The sequence below is a fragment of the Inhella sp. genome (assembly GCF_027532025.1).
Lineage (GTDB): Bacteria > Pseudomonadota > Gammaproteobacteria > Burkholderiales > Burkholderiaceae_C > Inhella.
In genome coordinates this window covers 26,559-43,362 of sequence record NZ_JAPZSY010000006.1, presented here as the reverse complement: position 1 = coordinate 43,362, position 16,804 = coordinate 26,559, and the positions used below count along the sequence as shown (strand labels likewise).

General features: G+C 67.2%; 18 protein-coding genes and 1 tRNA gene. 7 read left to right on the top strand and 12 right to left on the bottom strand.

Translation table 11 applies throughout. The annotated features are described in order from the left end of the window. Positions 1-238: 238 nt before the first annotated feature. Together O9335_RS01785 and O9335_RS01780 are read right to left on the bottom strand one after the other, a co-directional pair. Complete coding sequence (locus O9335_RS01785) at positions 239-928, bottom strand: NAD(P)-binding oxidoreductase (protein ID WP_298382656.1); 690 nt, start codon at positions 926-928, stop codon at positions 239-241. A gap of 9 nt (positions 929-937) precedes the next feature. Beyond that, entirely contained in the window at positions 938-1,594 is a 657-nt protein-coding gene (locus tag O9335_RS01780; RefSeq protein ID WP_298382655.1) for a hypothetical protein, read from the bottom strand. Between the two features lie 55 nt (positions 1,595-1,649). Between O9335_RS01780 and O9335_RS01775 the strand changes: the two genes are divergently transcribed. Next, positions 1,650-2,654 (top strand): AraC family transcriptional regulator, encoded by a 1,005-nt coding sequence (locus tag O9335_RS01775; protein WP_298382652.1) that lies wholly within the window; start codon positions 1,650-1,652, stop codon positions 2,652-2,654. A gap of 263 nt (positions 2,655-2,917) precedes the next feature. Here the strand turns inward: O9335_RS01775 and O9335_RS01770 are convergent. The 6 genes from O9335_RS01770 to cysS form a co-directional block, all read right to left on the bottom strand. Next, a tRNA-Ser gene (locus O9335_RS01770) sits at positions 2,918-3,010 on the bottom strand. Positions 3,011-3,038: 28 nt separating this feature from the next. Beyond that, positions 3,039-4,307, bottom strand: coding sequence for an aspartate kinase (locus O9335_RS01765; RefSeq protein ID WP_298382650.1), 1,269 nt, complete (start codon positions 4,305-4,307; stop codon positions 3,039-3,041). An 84-nt stretch (positions 4,308-4,391) separates the two neighbouring features. Next, positions 4,392-5,312: a tRNA lysidine(34) synthetase TilS gene (tilS, locus tag O9335_RS01760; protein ID WP_298382647.1), complete on the bottom strand. Its 921-nt coding sequence runs from the start codon at positions 5,310-5,312 to the stop codon at positions 4,392-4,394. Between the two features lie 16 nt (positions 5,313-5,328). Beyond that, the gene (locus O9335_RS01755) at positions 5,329-6,300 is read right to left on the bottom strand and encodes an acetyl-CoA carboxylase carboxyltransferase subunit alpha (RefSeq protein ID WP_298382645.1); all 972 of its coding nucleotides are present in this window, start codon (positions 6,298-6,300) and stop codon (positions 5,329-5,331) included. Positions 6,301-6,364: 64 nt separating this feature from the next. After that, the gene (locus O9335_RS01750) at positions 6,365-7,015 is read right to left on the bottom strand and encodes a DNA-3-methyladenine glycosylase (RefSeq protein ID WP_298382643.1); all 651 of its coding nucleotides are present in this window, start codon (positions 7,013-7,015) and stop codon (positions 6,365-6,367) included. Beyond that, positions 7,015-8,391 (bottom strand): cysteine--tRNA ligase, encoded by a 1,377-nt coding sequence (gene cysS, locus O9335_RS01745; protein WP_298382641.1) that lies wholly within the window; start codon positions 8,389-8,391, stop codon positions 7,015-7,017. The genes O9335_RS01750 and cysS overlap by 1 nt, the downstream gene beginning before the upstream one ends. A gap of 159 nt (positions 8,392-8,550) precedes the next feature. On the opposite strand from cysS, the gene O9335_RS01740 reads away from it, so the two are divergent. The 5 genes from O9335_RS01740 (at position 8,551) to O9335_RS01720 (ending at position 11,665) form a co-directional block, all read left to right on the top strand. Next, the gene (locus O9335_RS01740) at positions 8,551-9,072 is read left to right on the top strand and encodes a tetratricopeptide repeat protein (protein WP_298382638.1); all 522 of its coding nucleotides are present in this window, start codon (positions 8,551-8,553) and stop codon (positions 9,070-9,072) included. 1 nt (position 9,073) lies between these two features. Next, positions 9,074-9,637 carry a peptidylprolyl isomerase gene (locus O9335_RS01735; protein ID WP_298382635.1) on the top strand — a complete coding sequence of 188 codons (564 nt, stop codon included), beginning with the start codon at positions 9,074-9,076 and terminating at the stop codon, positions 9,635-9,637. Continuing rightward, a complete protein-coding gene (locus O9335_RS01730; protein ID WP_298382631.1) occupies positions 9,634-10,137 on the top strand; it encodes a peptidylprolyl isomerase in 504 nt (167 codons plus the stop codon). Before O9335_RS01735 ends, O9335_RS01730 begins: the two co-directional genes overlap by 4 nt. Positions 10,138-10,271: 134 nt before the next feature. Continuing rightward, a complete protein-coding gene (locus O9335_RS01725) occupies positions 10,272-10,904 on the top strand; it encodes a UDP-2,3-diacylglucosamine diphosphatase (protein WP_298382629.1) in 633 nt (210 codons plus the stop codon). Then, on the top strand, positions 10,901-11,665 hold the full coding sequence (locus tag O9335_RS01720; protein ID WP_298382626.1) for a zinc-dependent peptidase: 765 nt from the start codon (positions 10,901-10,903) through the stop codon (positions 11,663-11,665). The genes O9335_RS01725 and O9335_RS01720 overlap by 4 nt, the downstream gene beginning before the upstream one ends. 42 nt (positions 11,666-11,707) lie before the next feature. Here the strand turns inward: O9335_RS01720 and clpA are convergent, their stop codons facing one another. Together clpA and clpS are read right to left on the bottom strand one after the other, a co-directional pair. Then, positions 11,708-14,044, bottom strand: a complete 2,337-nt coding sequence (clpA, locus tag O9335_RS01715; RefSeq protein ID WP_298382622.1) for an ATP-dependent Clp protease ATP-binding subunit ClpA — start codon at positions 14,042-14,044, stop codon at positions 11,708-11,710. Continuing rightward, positions 14,041-14,400: an ATP-dependent Clp protease adapter ClpS gene (gene clpS, locus O9335_RS01710; protein WP_298382619.1), complete on the bottom strand. Its 360-nt coding sequence runs from the start codon at positions 14,398-14,400 to the stop codon at positions 14,041-14,043. The genes clpA and clpS overlap by 4 nt, the downstream gene beginning before the upstream one ends. 246 nt (positions 14,401-14,646) lie before the next feature. On the opposite strand from clpS, the gene O9335_RS01705 reads away from it, so the two are divergent. After that, positions 14,647-14,871, top strand: a complete 225-nt coding sequence (locus O9335_RS01705) for a cold-shock protein (protein WP_298382616.1) — start codon at positions 14,647-14,649, stop codon at positions 14,869-14,871. A gap of 108 nt (positions 14,872-14,979) precedes the next feature. Here O9335_RS01705 and O9335_RS01700 read toward each other — a convergent pair whose 3' ends face one another. Beyond that, a complete protein-coding gene (locus O9335_RS01700; protein ID WP_298382613.1) occupies positions 14,980-15,849 on the bottom strand; it encodes a UDP-2,3-diacylglucosamine diphosphatase in 870 nt (289 codons plus the stop codon). Positions 15,850-15,871: 22 nt separating this feature from the next. Then, complete coding sequence (gene asd / locus O9335_RS01695; RefSeq protein WP_298382610.1) at positions 15,872-16,783, bottom strand: archaetidylserine decarboxylase; 912 nt, start codon at positions 16,781-16,783, stop codon at positions 15,872-15,874. Between the last annotated feature and the right edge of the window lie 21 nt (positions 16,784-16,804).

Below are 16,804 nucleotides of genomic sequence, written 5' to 3'. Positions count from 1 at the left end.
GTCGCCGAGATTTCGGGGGCGACAGGCTAGGCGCTGGCGACGCCGCGTGGCGGGCTACGTCAGGAGCCGGCAACGACGCTTGTCGCCCCCGGGGCTCGGCCCGAAGGGTGGCCCCTGGATCCGGCGCATGCGGTGTCGCTCCGTCTTGTGACACGAGTCCACGGCGGCGTCGCGCCTAGCCAGCGCCGGACCAGGGGCCCCGCCGGCCTGGGCTTCTGCCGCGCAGACTCCTAGACGGTCATGCGTGGCTCGTGGTGGTGGCGGACATGTGAGCCTTGCCCGCGACGAGCGCCACCGCGCGGCCATGGGTCAACGGTTCACCCAGCACGGCCACGACCCTGCGCGCGAGGGATTCGCGCGAGACTTTGGACAGGAGCGAGTCGCCCGGCCGCATCTCCTGAGCTGGCAGGGCGGACGGTGCGTCGTCCAGCAGCATCGGCCGAAGAGCGGTCCACTCGAGACCGGAGCCCGCCAGCAGGCGTTCGCTGCGGGTGTGGTCGAGCATCGAGTGGCGCACCTGGCTCAGCCGCAGGAATGCGCGGCCCCACCAGGGGATCCGGGGCCAGCTGTCGCCCGCCCCGAAAGCACTGACATAAACGATGCGGCGCACGCCCTCGCGCTGCATCGCTTGCACGATCGTGGCCACCGATCGCGACGTCAGGTCCGCGGGCGACACCAGTGGCGCGAATGGCGAACGTGTGCGGCGCGAGATCCCCAGGCACACAGCCACGGCATCAGCACCGCCCATCACGCGCGCCACATCGGCGGGCTCAGTGGGGTCGCCCAGGATGGGCTCATCCGCGCCCGTGAGCGTGCTGCGCTGCGCCTCGGATCGAACGACGGCCCGCACGGACCATCCATCCTTGGCGGCCAGGCTCACGACGTGCCGGCCAGTGGCGCCGGAGGCGCCAAACACCACGAGTCTCATCGTCACTCCTCAAACGTCGGGCAGCACGACATCAAAGGCGCCCATCGGCAGGCCATCGATGCCCGGGACCAGGCGGACCAGCATGCGCTCGCGCAGTTCCGCGTCTGTGATCCGACGGACGAACGAGTCGCGCTCGTTGCCGGGCTCGCCCGCGAACCAGACTTCGGTGGCCAGCGGCGCCCGTCCAGCCATGGAGACCCTCAGGTGGATGTGCGCCGCGCGCTTGATGAGCCCGCCGTAGCGCCCGTAGCTGCGGGGCCGGATGGTCGTGAACGCATAGCGGCCGCTCGCGTCGGCCTGCTGCACGCCGTAGCCGGAAAAGCCGGGGTCGCGATCAGCCCGGCTCTCCACCGCGTAGCGGCCCCGAGCATCCACCTGCCAGATTTCGACCCGGGCGCCCGCCAGGGGCTGGCCGGCGGTGTTCATGACACGGCCCTGGAGCAGCATCCGCTCGCCCTCGGCACGGCGACCACCAGCGCCCGCAGTCAAGTCATTGCCCTCGGGCAGTGGGCTGAGCGGTCGGGCGCTGAAAAACGGAAGTCCCCTCGGATCGGGCGGGTAGAAAGGCCCGACTGTGACCGCAGGTGTGGGCTTCATCCGTCCGGACGCCTGCGCGGCTCCCATGAACGGAAGGATGGTCACCACACGGGCGATCCAGCCCAGCATGCGGCGCCGGCCTGCGTGAGAAACTGGTTTCATCAAACGTGCTCCTGCATCACCAATGGCCACGACGATAGGCATGCATGCGGCGCCACGCGCGGCCGAAAGTGCGGCACACGATGCCGATCGTTCGCCCCGGGCAGTGTTGATCGCGCAGGTCTTGGATTCCCTGCGCTTCCACGGCTGGTTCTTCTGCGTCAGTGAGTTGAGCGCGCCATGGGCGCTGCAACTGCCGGGCGGACGCCTGGCGGCCATCCATGCCGTCCTTGAAGGCGAATGCGTCGTGACTTTGGCGGGCGACGGAACGACCCTGCATCTGAGTGCCGGAGATGTCGTCGTGCTGCCGCGCGACGAGGTCCACGCGATGTCCGACCGTGCGGGCCGACCCGTTGTCGCGGTCACGGCGATCGCCGGCATCGACAGGCGCGATCGCCGCGCGAGCAGCCTCAGCTACGGGGGTGGCGGGGCACTGACCCGACTGCTGACGGCCAGCTTTACGGCCGAGATGCGTTCGGCACAGGCCATCGTGGCCGGTCTGCCCGCGATCATGGTCCTGCGTGCGGCGACACCGGAGTGCAAGCGGCTGTCACCTGCGCTGGCCCTCGTTCGGGAAGAGGCCGCGCAGCCCGGCGGTGTGTCATCCGCAGTGCTGCGGCGTACCGCCGAGATCCTGTTCGTCCAGGCCCTGCGTGAGGCACTGCTGGACACGCGGCCCGCCACCGGCTGGCTGGCTGCCGCCTCCGATTCACGGCTGGCCCCCGCGCTCCTGGCCCTGCACGAGCAGCCTGAGCGTCGCTGGACACTGGTCGAACTGGCCCACTGCACGCATCTGTCACGTACTGCGTTCCTCGAGCGCTTCCAGGCTTGCCTGGGTCAGACGCCGACGGAGTACCTGCAAGGGTGGCGCCTGCAACTGGCAGCGCAGAGGCTGCGCGAAACCCAGGACAGCGTGACCCAGATCGCGATGAGCGTCGGATACGACAACCCCTCAGCCTTCGCCCGTGCCTTCAAGCGACTGCTGGGTCAGTCACCGAACGAATTCCGCGCCGCGCGGCCGGCAGTCTGAACCAAGCTGAGCCCACCGTCTGCGGGATCGTGACCCATGCGCCGACTCTCAGGTCGAGACGGTTCGTCTGCAGCGAGAGTCACTTGCCGTTGTCCACGGGGGCGTCGACGTACGACATGCTGATCTCGGCGACGAGCCGCTTGCCCCCCCATCAGTCGGACCGACCAGAGGTGCAGTCAGGCGCTCCAAAAGCAAAAAGCCCCGCGTGGTGCGGGGCTCTGTGCGCCTCTTGGGCCCGCTGAGCAGGCTGGAAGGCTTTGTTTTGGCGGAGTCGGAGGGATTCGAACCCTCGATGCAGGTTTTGCCCACATACTCCCTTAGCAGGGGAGCACCTTCGGCCACTCGGTCACGACTCCAGCGCGAAGCCGCGCATTATGGCAGAAATCAGGCGGCGACCTGATCCAGGTCGAAGGCCTTGTGCAGCGCGCGCACGGCCAGCTCCATGTACTTCTCGTCGATCACCACCGAGGTTTTGATTTCGCTGGTCGAGATCATCTGGATGTTGATGGCCTCCTCCGACAGGCAACGGAACATCTTGGCGGCAATGCCCACGTGCGACTTCATGCCGATGCCCACGATGGACACCTTGCAGATCTTCGGGTCGCCCAATACCTCGGCGGCCTGCACAGCGGGGCCCACGGTGTTTTTCAGCAGATCCAGCGTGCGCGCGTAGTCGTTGCGGTGCACGGTGAACGAGAAGTCGGTCTTGCCGTCGTGGCTGACGTTTTGAATGATGACGTCGATGTCGATGTTGGCATCGGCCACCGGGCCCAGGATCTGGAAGGCGATGCCCGGCTTGTCGGGCACGCCCAGCAGGGTCACCTTGGCTTCGTCGCGGTTGAACGCGATGCCGGAGACGACGGCTTGTTCCATCTTTTCGTCCTCTTCAAACGTGATCAGGGTGCCAGATTTGGCTTCTTCGTGAATGTCGATGTCCCAGGGCGTGAAGCTGGACAGCACGCGCAGGGGCACGCGGTACTTGCCCGCGAACTCCACCGAGCGGATCTGCAGCACCTTGCTGCCCAGCGACGCCATCTCCAGCATTTCTTCAAAGCTGATGGTGTGCAAGCGCCGGGCCTCGGGCACGATGCGCGGGTCGGTCGTGTAGACGCCGTCCACGTCGGTGTAGATCAGGCACTCGTCGGCCTTCATCGCCGCGGCGATGGCCACCGCCGAGGTGTCCGAGCCGCCGCGACCCAAGGTGGTCACGTTGCCGTCGTCGTCCACCCCCTGAAAGCCCGTGATGACGACCACCTTGCCAGCCGCCAAGTCGGCGCGCACTTTGGTGTCGTCGATGCTTTGGATGCGGGCCTTGGTGTAGCTCTGGTCGGTGCGAATGGGCACCTGCCAGCCGCTGTAACTCACGGCCTCCAGGCCTTCGTTCTGCAACGCGATGGACAGCAGCCCGACCGACACCTGCTCGCCCGTGGCGGCAATGGCATCGAGTTCGCGCTGGATGGTGGGCGTGACGACCTCGGGGCTGAGTTCCTTGGCCAGCCCGAGCAGGCGATTGGTCTCGCCCGACATGGCCGAGGGCACCACCACCAGTTGGTGGCCGGCGCGCACCCACTTGGCCACGCGTTTGGCAACGTTGCGAATGCGCTCCGTGGAGCCCATGGACGTGCCGCCGTATTTATGAACGATCAAAGCCATGCGGTGTGCAAGTGGTTGACTGGCGAAAGAGCCGGCGATTCTAGGCACCCGCGCCAGCGCGACCCGGGGAAACCCGGGGCAGCGTCACTTCGTGGCTGGCGAATGCTCAAAGGCCAAGAGGCCCTGCTGCGAACGCAGCCAGCCACCCGGCGCAGGCCATCGCGCCCCCTGCCCCCTCCACTCGCGGCCCAGGCGCTCCAGCAAGGCCACCGGCACCCCGGCAGGCAACTGGGCCTGGAGCCAAGCGCGCAAGGCGTTGTGTCGGCGGGCCGGTGGCAGGCGAACCCAAGCGGCGTGGCACAGGCGACCGCCGTCGCCGACGCAAGGCGGGAGGTCCTCCTCGGCCACCTCGTCGGCCAGCGCGCGGGCTTGCGCGGCGTGAGCGGCCACCTGCCCCAGCACGGTCACCGCGTGCGGGAAGGCCTCTTCCAAGGCAGGCATCACGGCCCGACGCAGTCGGTTGCGGGCGAAGCGCGGGTCGGCGTTGCTCGGGTCCTGGACCCAAGGCAGTCCGCTGGCCTCGGCCACGGCAAGCAGCGTCGCACGGCGGTGGTGCAGCCAGGGGCGCTGCCAGGCGATGCCGTCGGCCGACACCCAGCGCTCGGGCATGGCCGCCAAGCCAGCGGGCCCAGCCCCGCGCAAGGCCTGCAACAAGACGGTCTCGGCCTGGTCGTCGGCATGGTGAGCCAGCAGCACGAGCGAGGCCCGCACCTCCCGGGCGGCCTCCGCCAAGGCGGCGTACCGGCCGCGCCGCGCCCAGGCCTCGACACTCTCGCCGACGGCCGGCGCACCGGCCAAGCGCCGCACCCGCAAGCGCACCGGCAGCCCGGCGGCCGTCAGGCGCTCGACCACGGCCTGCGCCTGCGCCTCCCAGGCAGCGGCTTCAGGCTGCAGGCCATGGTTGACATGCAGTGCCACGACCTCGACGCCCAGCAAAACGCCCTGCCGGGCGGTGGCCCACAGCAGGGCGGTGGAGTCGGCGCCGCCGCTGAACGCGACGGCCACCGTGGGGCGCAAAGGGTCAGCGGGCCTTGGTGTCGCTGAATCGGCCATAGGCCAGCAGGCGCTCCTGACGGCGGTCGAGCAGTTCGCGGGGGCGCAGATCGCTGAGCTGGCGCAGCGCCTCGCCCAGGGCCCGCTTGAGCGCCGCGGCCGTGGCCTTGGCATCGCGGTGGGCGCCGCCGATGGGTTCGTTCACGATCTTGTCGATCAAGCCCAGCGCCTTGAGCCGGTGGGCGGTGATGCCCAGCGACTCGGCCGCCTCGGACGCCCGGTCGGACGACTTCCAGAGGATGGACGCACAGCCTTCGGGCGAGATGACCGAGTAGGCGCTGTACTGCAGCATCAGCACTTGGTCGGCCACACCGATGGCCAGCGCGCCGCCGCTGCCGCCCTCGCCGATCACGGTGGCGATCAAGGGGACTTCCAACTGGGCGAACTCAAAAATGTTGCGGCCGATGGCCTCGCTCTGACCGCGCTCCTCGGCGCCGATGCCGGGGTAAGCGCCCATGGTGTCGATGAAACAAAACACCGGCAAACCGAACTTTTCGGCCAGCTTGGCCAAGCGCAATGCCTTGCGGTAGCCCTCGGGGCGCGGCATGCCGAAGTTGCGCAGCGCGCGCTCCTTGGCGTCGGCCCCGCGCTGGTGGCCGATGACCATGCACGCCTGGCCGTTGAAGCGAGCCAGGCCGCCCACGATGGCGAGGTCGTCGGCGAAATGACGGTCCCCGTGCAGTTCGACAAAGTCGGTGAACATCTCGCGGGCGTAGTCCAGCGTTTGTGGGCGCTGCGGATGGCGGGCGATCTGGTAGATCTGCCACGGTGCCAAGCCGGCGTAGATGTCCTTGGTGAGTTGCTGGCTCTTCTTGGAGAGACGGTCGATCTCCTCCGAGATGTCCACCGCCGACTCGCTTTGCACGTAGCGCAGCTCGTCGATCTTGCTTTCCAGCTCGGCGATGGGGGACTCGAAGTCGAGGAAGTGACGTTTGCTCATGGCGCGATTGTCTCAGCTTGGGCCCGGTTGACCAACCGATCGGTCGGGAAACTCCCAGGTTGGATCAGTAGTCCACCGGCAGCGGATCCAGGCTGCGCCAGAGGTACCAAGTGGCGACTGAGCGGTAAGGCGCCCAGGCTTCACCCACCTCGCGCGCCTCCGCCCGGCTCACGGGCTCGCCCGAAAAATAGTGAACGCTGATGCCTTTTAGTAGCCCGATGTCATCCAAAGGCAGCACGTTAGGGCGCATCAAGTGGAAGATGAGAAACATCTCCGCCGTCCAGCGGCCGATGCCGCGGATGGCCACCAACTCGTCGATGATGGCCTCGTCGTCCATCTGCGCCCACTGGCGGACGTGCACCTGACCGGCTTCGAAATGCTGCGCCAGGTCCCGCAGGTACTCGGCCTTGCGCGCCGACAGCCCAGCGGTGCGCAGCGCGGCGACGTCCTGCTGCAGCACCGCGGCCGGCGCGATTTTGTGGGTGGGCGCTTGGAGCAAGGCCGCGAAGCGCTCCCACACCGATTGGGCCGCCTTGACCGAGATCTGCTGCCCCGTGATGGAGCGTGCCAGGGTGGTGAACGCGTCGCCCCGGCTGGACAAGCGGGCTTCGCCGAACCGCGGGATCAGCTTTTTCAGCACGCGGTCGCGACGGATCAGGTGCTTGCAAGCATCGTCCCAGTAGTCGGGGGCAGCCCCGGCGTGGCGCGGTCCCATCAGCCTTTGACCCAGGTGGTGCCGCTGGGGCCATCTTTGAGGATGATGCCCGCCGCGCTCAGCTCGGCGCGGATGGCGTCGGCACCGGCGAAGTCACGTGCCACCTTGGCCGCAGCGCGCGCGGCGATGCGCTCGGCGATCCAGGCTTCGTCCACCGCGCCGCCGCGACGCTGCAGGTAAGCGCGCGGGTCGCTTTGCAACACACCCAGCGTGCCAGCCAAGGCCTTGAGCAGGCCTGCGCGCTCGACCGAGCGGGTGCGATTGACCTCGCCCGCCAGCTCGAACAGCACGGCCAGCGCCTGGGGGGTGTTGAAGTCCTCGTCCATCGCCGCCTTGAAGGCGGCGGCGCTGGGCTCGCTCCAGTCGATCGCGACCTCGACCGGAGCCACGGCGTCGAGCGCGGTGTACAGCCGGGTGAGCGCCACTTCGGCGTCGTCCAGGTGGGCGTCGCTGAAGTTGAAGGGACGCCGGTAGTGCGTGCGCAGCATGAAGAAGCGCAGCGTCTCACCGTCGTACTTGGCCAGCACATCGCGGATGGTGAAGAAGTTGCCCAGGCTCTTGGACATCTTTTCGCCGTCGACGTTCAAGAAGCCGTTGTGCAGCCAGTACGTGGCAAAGGCCATGCCCGCCCCCTGGCTCTGGGCGATTTCGTTCTCGTGGTGCGGGAACTGAAGATCGGCACCGCCGCCGTGGATGTCGAACGCTTCACCCAGCAGCGCGCAGCTCATGGCCGAGCACTCGATGTGCCATCCAGGCCGGCCGGGACCGAACCGTCCGCCATCGAACTTGGCATCGGCGGGCTCCTCGGGCTTGGCGGCCTTCCAAAGCACGAAGTCGAGCGGGTCGCGCTTGCTGTCGTCGACCGCGATGCGCTCGCCGGCGCGCAAGTCGTCCAGGCTCTTCCCGCTGAGCTTGCCGTAGCCCTCGAAGCGGCGAACGGCGAAGTTCACGTCGCCGTCGTCGGCTTGGTAGGCCAAGCCCCGGGTTTCCAGGCGCTCGATGAGGCCGATCATCTGCGGCACGTACTCGGTGGCGCGGGGCTCGTGGGTGGGCGGGGTGATGCCCACTTGGGCGAAGTCCTGGTGCATCGCCGCGGTCATCTCCTGGGTCAACTGACGGATGGGGATGCCGCGCTCCAAGGCGCGCTTGATGATCTTGTCGTCGATGTCGGTGATGTTGCGCGCGTAGGTCACCTCGTACCCCGACGCCCGCAACCAGCGGTAGACGACGTCGAACGCCATCATCATGCGCAAGTGCCCCATGTGGCACAGGTCGTAGATGGTCATGCCGCACACGTACATCCGGACGTGGCCCTCTTGCAAGGGGCGGAACGCTTCGAGCGAGCGGGTCAGGGTGTTGTAGAGACGCAGCGACATGGACCGTCAGCAGAAACCAACGGCCCCGAGGTGGGGCCGTCTTCGAGCAGGGGGCAAGGGTAGTCGGGGCGCCCGGTGTGTGGGGTTCGGGCCATCCCTAGAATGACGAGTCAGTATAGCCAGGGGGGTCTGCCGGCCCGCCTGCCCCGCCTCGCTCCCATGCCCCGTCTTTCCCTCTTATTGGTCGTGTTCTCTTCGTGGCTTTGGCTGGCCCAGCCCAGCGCCGCGCAGGCCACGAACGGCAACCCCCTCGACCAAGCGCAAACGCATTGGTATGCCGGTCGACAACAGCAAGCGCTGGACGTGCTGACCCAAGCCATCACCGCCGACCCGCAACAAAGCCGCTGGCGATTCACCTTGGCTTGGATGCGCCTGGATCGCGGCGAAACGAGCGAGGCCGAGGCGTTGTTGAGCCGCCTGGTCGAAGATTTCCCCGATTACGCAGAAGCGCACAACAACCTGGCGGTCATCCTGGCGGGGCGGGGCGACTTGGATGCCGCCCAGCACAGCCTGGCGCGGGCCGTGCTGTTGAACCCCGACCATGCGCAGGCCCAAGAAAACCTGGGCGACGTGCTGCTTCGCCTGGCCCAGCGCGCCTACAACAAGGCGCAAGGTCTGCAGCCTCAAGCCCGTTTGCAGCTCAAGATTTCACAACTCGACGCGCTGATGCGCGCCCGCTGACATGCTCAAACCCCTCGTGTTCACCGCCCTGCTGGCTGGGGCCGGCGTGGCAGCCGCCCAAACCGTGGTGCTGTCCACCAGCGCCGGCGACATCAAGATCGCCCTGGACGCCGAAAAGGCCCCCAAATCGACGGCCAACTTCCTGGCCTACGTGAAGGCCGGCCACTACAACGGCACGGTCTTTCACCGCGTCATCGCCGATTTCATGATCCAGGGCGGCGGTTTCACCGCGCAGATGCAGCAAAAGCCCACCAAAGCCCCCATCCCACTGGAAAGCCGCAACGGCCTGCGCAACGTGCGCGGCAGCGTGGCCATGGCCCGCACGGGCGACCCCAACTCTGCCACGGCCCAGTTCTTCATCAATGTGGTGGACAACGGCTTCCTGGACGCCGAGCAGGCCCAGGACGGCAACGGCTACGCCGTGTTCGGTCATGTCGTGGCCGGCATGGAGGTGGTCGACAAGATCCGTGCGGTGCCCGTCACCAACCAAGGCATGTTCCAAAACGTGCCCACCACTCCCGTCACCATCAAACTGGCGCGCATCGAGGCGGCCCCGAAAAAATGAAGCACACCGTCGAACTCCACACCAACCACGGCCTGATCAAGATCGAGCTGGACGCCGACAAAGCGCCGGCTTCGGTCGAGAACTTCCTCGGCTACGTGCGCCGCGGCCACTACGACGGCACGGTGTTTCACCGCGTCATCAAGGGCTTCATGGTCCAAGGCGGCGGCATGACCGCCGACATGAAGCAAAAGGCCACCCAGGCCCCGATCCAGAACGAGGCCAACAACGGCCTGAAGAACGTCAAGTACACGCTGGCCATGGCCCGCACCAACGACCCGCACTCGGCCACCGCCCAGTTCTTCATCAACACGAAGGACAACGACTTCCTGAACTTCACGCGCGAGAGCGGCTCGGGCTGGGGCTACGCCGTGTTCGGTGCCGTGGTGGAAGGGCAATCTGTGGTCGATGCCATCGAAAAAGTGCGCACCGGCCGCTCGGGCTTCCACGATGACGTGCCGCTCGAAGCCGTGGTGATCGAAAAGGCCGTCGAGGCCGCGTGATCGTTTGATCCGTCACCTGCAAGCGCCGCCCGCATGGCGGTGCCTGGCCTTCGTGTCCGACCTGCACCTGGCCCGACACGCCGAACACCCTGGCCGCGTTCGAGCGCCTGCTGGGCAGCCTGCAGGCCGATGCCTTGTTCATCCTCGGTGATCTCTTCGAGGCCTGGGTGGGTGACGACGCGCTGGACCTGGCCTATGCCCAGCGCGTGGCGCGCGCCCTGATGGCGAGCGGGCGTCAGCGCCCGCAATACTTCATGGCCGGCAACCGCGACTTTCTGGTGGGCGACACCCTGGCCCAGGCGGGTGCCTTCCAGCGCGTGGACGAGTTGCTGACCCTGGACGCTTGGGGCGACCGCTTCCTGGTGGCGCACGGCGATGCCCAGTGCTTGGACGACGCCGGCTACCAAGCCTTCCGGGCGCAAGTGCGCCAACCCGCCTGGCAGCAGGCCTTCCTGCAGCGCCCGCTGGACGAGCGCCTGGCCCAGGCCGCGCAGATGCGCGACGCCAGCCGGCAAGCGCAGGCTCAGCAGCAGCACGAGGGCCTGCCCTTCGCCGACCCCGACGCCGATCTCTGCCGCCAGTTGCTGAACACCGCTGGCGCGCGCATGTTCATCCATGGTCATACCCACCGGCCGGGCTGCTTCTCCCTGGGGCAAGGCCTGTCGCGCCTGTGCCTGAGCGACTGGGACCTGGACCACGGTGGCGCAGCGCGGGCCGAGTGCCTTTACCTCGGTCCCGAAGGCATCCAGCGCGACGCTTTGATGTGAGCTGGCTGACCCGCTGGCAGGCGTGGCGCGAGCAGCGCTTGATCGCCAAGCACCCCATCCCAGACGCACTGTGGGCGGCCACGCTGGCACGCTTTCCCTTTTTGCCTGCCGACGAGCCCCGGCTTCGGTCGATGTGCAGCCTGTTCTTGGCCACGCGGGAGTTTCATGGGGTGGGCGAGCTGCAAGTGAGCGATGCCATGGCCGTGGCCGTGGCCGCCCAGGCCTGCCTGCCCGTGCTGGCCCTGGGGCTGGGCGTGTACGGGCGCAGCCGAGGCATCGTGATGCACGCCGGCGAGGTCGTGGCGCCTCGCGAGGACGTCGACGACTTCGGCGTGGTGCACACCTGGGAGGAACCCTTGGCTGGCGAAGCGATGCCGGGCGGGCCGGTGATGCTGACCTGGGACGCGGTGGACTGGAACGACGACGGCGGGCCGGTCTTCAACGTGGTGATCCACGAATTCATCCACCTCATCGACTTGGCCAACGGCGAGGCCGACGGCATTCCGCCGCTGCCCGACGCCGACGCCATGCGCCGCTGGCACGACGGGCTGACCCTGGCCTGGGATCGCTTCGCCGATCGGGTGGCCCACCGCGAGCCCAGTTGCATCGACGACTACGGCACCCGCGCGCTGGACGAGTTCTTTGCCGTGGCCAGCGAGGCTTTCTTTGTCGATCCGCGGGCCCTGCGCGCCGAAGACCCGGCCCTGTACGCGCAATTGGCCGGCTTCTTTCGGCAAGACCCGGCCGCGCACCGCCCATGAACAACGCCCGGCCAGGCCGGGCGTTGTCGGGAGGCTCGGCGCTCAGGCCGCGGGCTCGGATTCGACCTTCTTGTCGGCCTTGCCCTTGCCGGGCTTGGTCGGCAAAGCCTGGATGTCGAGCTGCACCTCGCCTGCCTCGTTGACGTCCACCGTCAAGCGCCCACCCTCGGTCAGGCGCCCGAACAATAGTTCGTCGGCCAAGGCGCGGCGGATGGTGTCTTGAATCAGACGTTGCATCGGACGCGCACCCATCAGGGGGTCGAAACCCTTCTGGCCCAGGTGCTTGCGCAGCGCGTCGGTGAAGGTGACTTCGACCTTCTTCTCGGTGAGCTGGCCTTCCAGTTGCAGCAGGAACTTGTCCACCACGCGCAGGATGATGGTTTCATCCAGCGCGCGGAAGCTGATGATGCCGTCCAGGCGGTTGCGGAACTCGGGCGTGAACAAGCGCTTGATGTCGCCCATCTCGTCGCCCAGTTGGCGCTGCGTGGTGAAGCCGATGGTGCTCTTTTGCAAGGCCTCGGCGCCCGCATTGGTCGTCATCACGATGATGACGTTGCGGAAATCGGCCTTGCGTCCGTTGTTGTCGGTCAGCGTGCCGTGGTCCATGACCTGCAGCAGCACGTTGAAAACATCGGGGTGCGCCTTTTCGATTTCATCCAACAGCAGCACCGCGTGCGGCTTCTTGGTGATGGCCTCGGTCAGCAAGCCGCCTTGGTCGAAGCCCACGTAGCCCGGGGGCGCACCGATGAGGCGGCTGACGGCGTGACGCTCCATGTACTCCGACATGTCGAAGCGGATCAGTTCGATGCCCAGCGTGAACGCCAACTGTTTGGCCACCTCGGTCTTGCCGACGCCCGTGGGGCCGCTGAACAGGAAGGCGCCGATCGGCTTGTCGGGCTTGCCCAGACCGGAGCGGGCCATCTTGATGGCAGCGGCCAGGGCCTCGCTGGCCGGGTCTTGCCCGAACACCGTGGCCTTGAGGTCGCGCTCCAAGGTCTTGAGCTTGCCGCGGTCGTCGTTGCTGACCGAGGTGGGCGGGATGCGCGCGATCTTGCTGACGATGTCTTCGACCTCGGCGCGCGTGATGGTTTTCTTGCGCTTGCCCACCGGCAACACGCGCTGAGCGGCGCCGGCCTCGTCGATGACGTCGATGGCCTTGTCCGGGAGGAACCGGTCGTTGATGAACTTAGCCGCCAACTCGGCCGCCGCCTCCAGCGCGGCGCTGGCGTACTTGACGCCGTGGTGCTCTTCGAAGCGGCTCTTGAGCCCCTTCAAGATCTCAATGGTTTGGCTGACGGTGGGCTCGACGACGTCCACCTTCTGGAACCGCCGCGACAGGGCCGCGTCCTTTTCAAAAATGCCCCGGTACTCGGTGAAGGTGGTGGCGCCGATGCACTTGAGTTGGCCGCTGGAGAGCGCCGGCTTGAGCAGGTTGCTCGCGTCCAGGGTGCCCCCGCTGGCCGCACCCGCCCCGATGAGGGTGTGGATCTCATCGATGAACAACACGGCGCCGGGCTGGTCCTTCAGTTGCTTCAATACCGCCTTGAGCCGCTGCTCGAAGTCGCCACGGTACTTGGTGCCAGCCAGCAGGGCGCCCATGTCCAGGGCGTACACCGTGCTGTCGGCCAGCACCTCAGGCACCGTGCCTTCGGTGATGCGCCAAGCCAGTCCCTCGGCGATGGCGGTCTTGCCCACGCCGGCTTCGCCCACCAAGAGCGGGTTGTTCTTGCGTCGACGGCACAGCACCTGGATGACGCGCTCGACCTCGCTTTCGCGGCCGATCAGTGGGTCGATCTTGCCGTCCCGGGCGGCGGCATTCAGGTTTTGGGTGAACTGCTCAAGGGGCGACGCCTTGGTCGGCTGGCCTTCGCCTTCTTCCTGCGGCTGCGATCCACCTTCGCCTTCGGACTTGCCTTCGCTCTTCGGCGGTTCGGGCGGGTCGGACTTGCGGATGCCGTGGGCGATGAAGTTCACCACGTCCAAGCGGGTCACGCCCTGCTGGTGCAGGTAGTAAACCGCGTGCGAATCCTTTTCGCCAAAGATGGCCACCAGCACGTTGGCGCCGGTGACTTCCTTCTTGCCGTTGCCCGTGCTTTGCACGTGCATGATGGCGCGCTGGATCACCCGTTGGAAACCGAGTGTGGGCTGGGTGTCCACCTCGTCGGTGCCGCCCACGGTGGGCGTGTTGTCCTTGATGAACTGCGCCAAGTTCTTGCGCAGGTCTTCGATGGTGGCGGCGCAGGCGCGCAGCACCTCGCTGGCGGACGGGTTGTCGAGCAGGGCCATCAGCAGGTGCTCGACCGTGATGAATTCGTGCCGCTGCTGCCGGGCGTCCACGAACGCCATGTGCAGACTGACTTCGAGTTCTTGGGCAATCATGCGGCCTCCATGACGCATTGCAGGGGATGGCCGTCCCGCTGTGCAGCGGCGGCAACGAGTTCAACCTTGGTGGCCGCCACGTCCTGGGTGTAGACCCCACAGACGCCGCGCCCTTCGTGATGGATCTTCAGCATGATGAGCGTGGCGCTGTCGAGATCGTGCCGGAAATACTCCTGCAACACCATGACGACGAACTCCATCGGTGTGTAGTCGTCGTTCAACATCACCACTTGGTACAGCCTGGGCGGCTCGGTGCGCTGATCTTGGCGCTCGGCCACGGTGGCCGCATCGCCCCCGTCGGGCAGCGGGCCTGGCGCTGGCGAGCCCGGCGGGGTGGAAAGAAGCGGAAACGGCATGCCTTGATTCTAGGGAGCCATCCGCCGATCCGCTGACGCTGACTCGCCATGCCCGGGCGGCTTGCACGGCATCCCCCCAGGTCCAGCAGGGCGGGAAGACGGCGGCCTCGCGCGCCGCAGCATGCGGCCCTGCCAGCGCCGGGACCTGGGGTCTGCCCCATCCGGGCAGGCCCTGAATTGACGCCAGCGGCCACCGAGACCAACAATCCAGCGCCTCATTTTTGAGCACTTCCCAAGGATGCAGTCATGCCGCTCGGTACGGTCAAGTGGTTCAACGACGCCAAAGGCTTCGGGTTCATCGAACCGGAATCCGGCGGTTCTGACGTCTTCGCGCACTTCAGTGCCATCAACATGGAAGGCTTCCGCACCCTTCGCCAAGGCAGCAAGGTCAGCTTCGAGTTGATCGAAGGCCCCAAAGGCGTGCTGGCCCAAAACATCCAGCCACTCGACCCGGCCCAGGGCACCCACTGAGCCCACACCGGGCGTCCCGCTCACCCACCCCGCCCTGAACCCCGCCCTGAACCCCGCCCCGAATCCCGCCCCGAATCCCGCCCATGAGGCGGGTTTCTTTTGGGCGCTTCAGGCGGTGGGGGCCGGCAGGGCCAAGGGCAACTTGGGGCGCACGGCTTGCGCCCAGCGCTCGGTCCAGTCGATGACCTCCAGCCTTCCGTCGGCGTGCTCGGCCAGGGCGGTCAGGCTTTCCACCCAGTCGCCGTCGTTGGCGTACAGGATGCCGTCGATGTCGCGCAATTCGGCATGGTGGATGTGCCCGCACACCACCCCATCCAGTCCACGGGCGCGGGCTTCGCGCGCCACGGCGCGCTCGAAGTCGTCCACGTAAGCCACCGCCCGCTTGACCTTGAGCTTGAGGTAGCGCGACAGGCTCCAGTAGGGCAGTCCCAAGCGGGCGCGCAGGGAGTTGAGGGCATGGTTGGCCTCCAGCGCACGGGTGTAGGCCCAATCGCCCAGGTGGGCCAGCCACTTGGCGATTTGGATCACGCCGTCGAAATGGTCGCCATGGGTGACCCACAACCGCCGACCATCGGCCAAGGTGTGGATGACCTCGCCCAGCACCTCGATGCCGCCAAAGCTGTGGCCCAGGTACTTGCGGGCGAACTCGTCGTGGTTGCCCGGCACGAAGACAACACGCGTGCCCTTGCGCACCTTGCGCAGCAGTTTTTGGACGACGTCGTTGTGCGCCTGGGGCCAAAACCAGTGCCGGCGCAACTGCCAGCCGTCGACGATGTCGCCCACGAGGTACAGGGTGTCGCAATCGACATGGCGCAGAAAGTGCAGCAGCGCTTGCGCCTGGCAACCCGGGGTGCCCAGGTGCAGGTCGCTGATCCACACGGTGCGCAGTCGCAAGCCGCCGGGCTCGCCGCCCTCGTCGGGGTCGTTTCCGGGCGGCGGCAAGAGGGCCGCGAGTTCGGGCAGGGCGTCGCGTTGCATGACTGCCCATGCTGCCCAGGGCTCACGACACCGGCATGACAACCGAGCGTCGCAACAGGGGCTGCCCCATGCGCAAGCGCTCCCCGGGGGTCACCAAGGGCTGCAGGTCGGGCGGTACCAAGAGCACCAGGGTGGAGCCGTGCTCGAACCAGCCCAACTCTTGGCCGCGCCGCACTGGCGCGTGGCAACGCGTGTCCCGCGGCCCGCGCCAGCGCAAGTGCAGCAGCACGTCGAGGCAGTGCAGTCGCATGCTGGCCACCAAAATGGCCGCCACCGGCACGATCAGCAGGGGACGGTCGTCATGCAAGCGCAGGCGCAGCACGGCGCGCTCGTTGCGGCAGAACAGGCGCTCCACGCGCTTCAGGGCAATGGGGTTGACGTTCCAGGTGTCGCCGCTGAGGTAACGCACATCGGTCACGGTGGCGTCGTCGGGCGCATGGAAGCGGTGGTACATGGCCGAGGTCAGCCGCAGGGTCAGGTAGTGGCCGCCCTCGAACTCGGCGGCGTCGTCGGCACTGCCCAACAACTCGGCCAGGGGGTAAGGCATGCCCTTGGCCTGCAACACGGTGCCGGCCTCGACCCGACCGAGCGCACCCACGATGGCGTCGCTCGGGCTGACCAGCACGGCCGGGTCGGCAGCAATGGGCCGCGCGCCGGGCACCAACTCGCGGGTGAAGCAGGCGTGCAGGCTGTCGAAGCGCTGCTGCTTGGCGTCGCTCAGGTCCAAGTCGGTGAACTGGCGCCACACCCACAGGCTCAGCCGCGTCAACGCGGGCGAGCGGACCTTGCTGAACCAGCCCATGAAGCGCGTCAAGGCGATGCGGGGCACGCGGTTGGTGAGCAGGAAGTTCAAGTCCTCGTTCAGCAACAAGCGGTCGCGCCAGCGGCGGCGGGGCGTGGGGGAGGCGGAAGTCGGTGAGGTGACAGGGTTCATGACGTTGTCAAGACAAGGAAC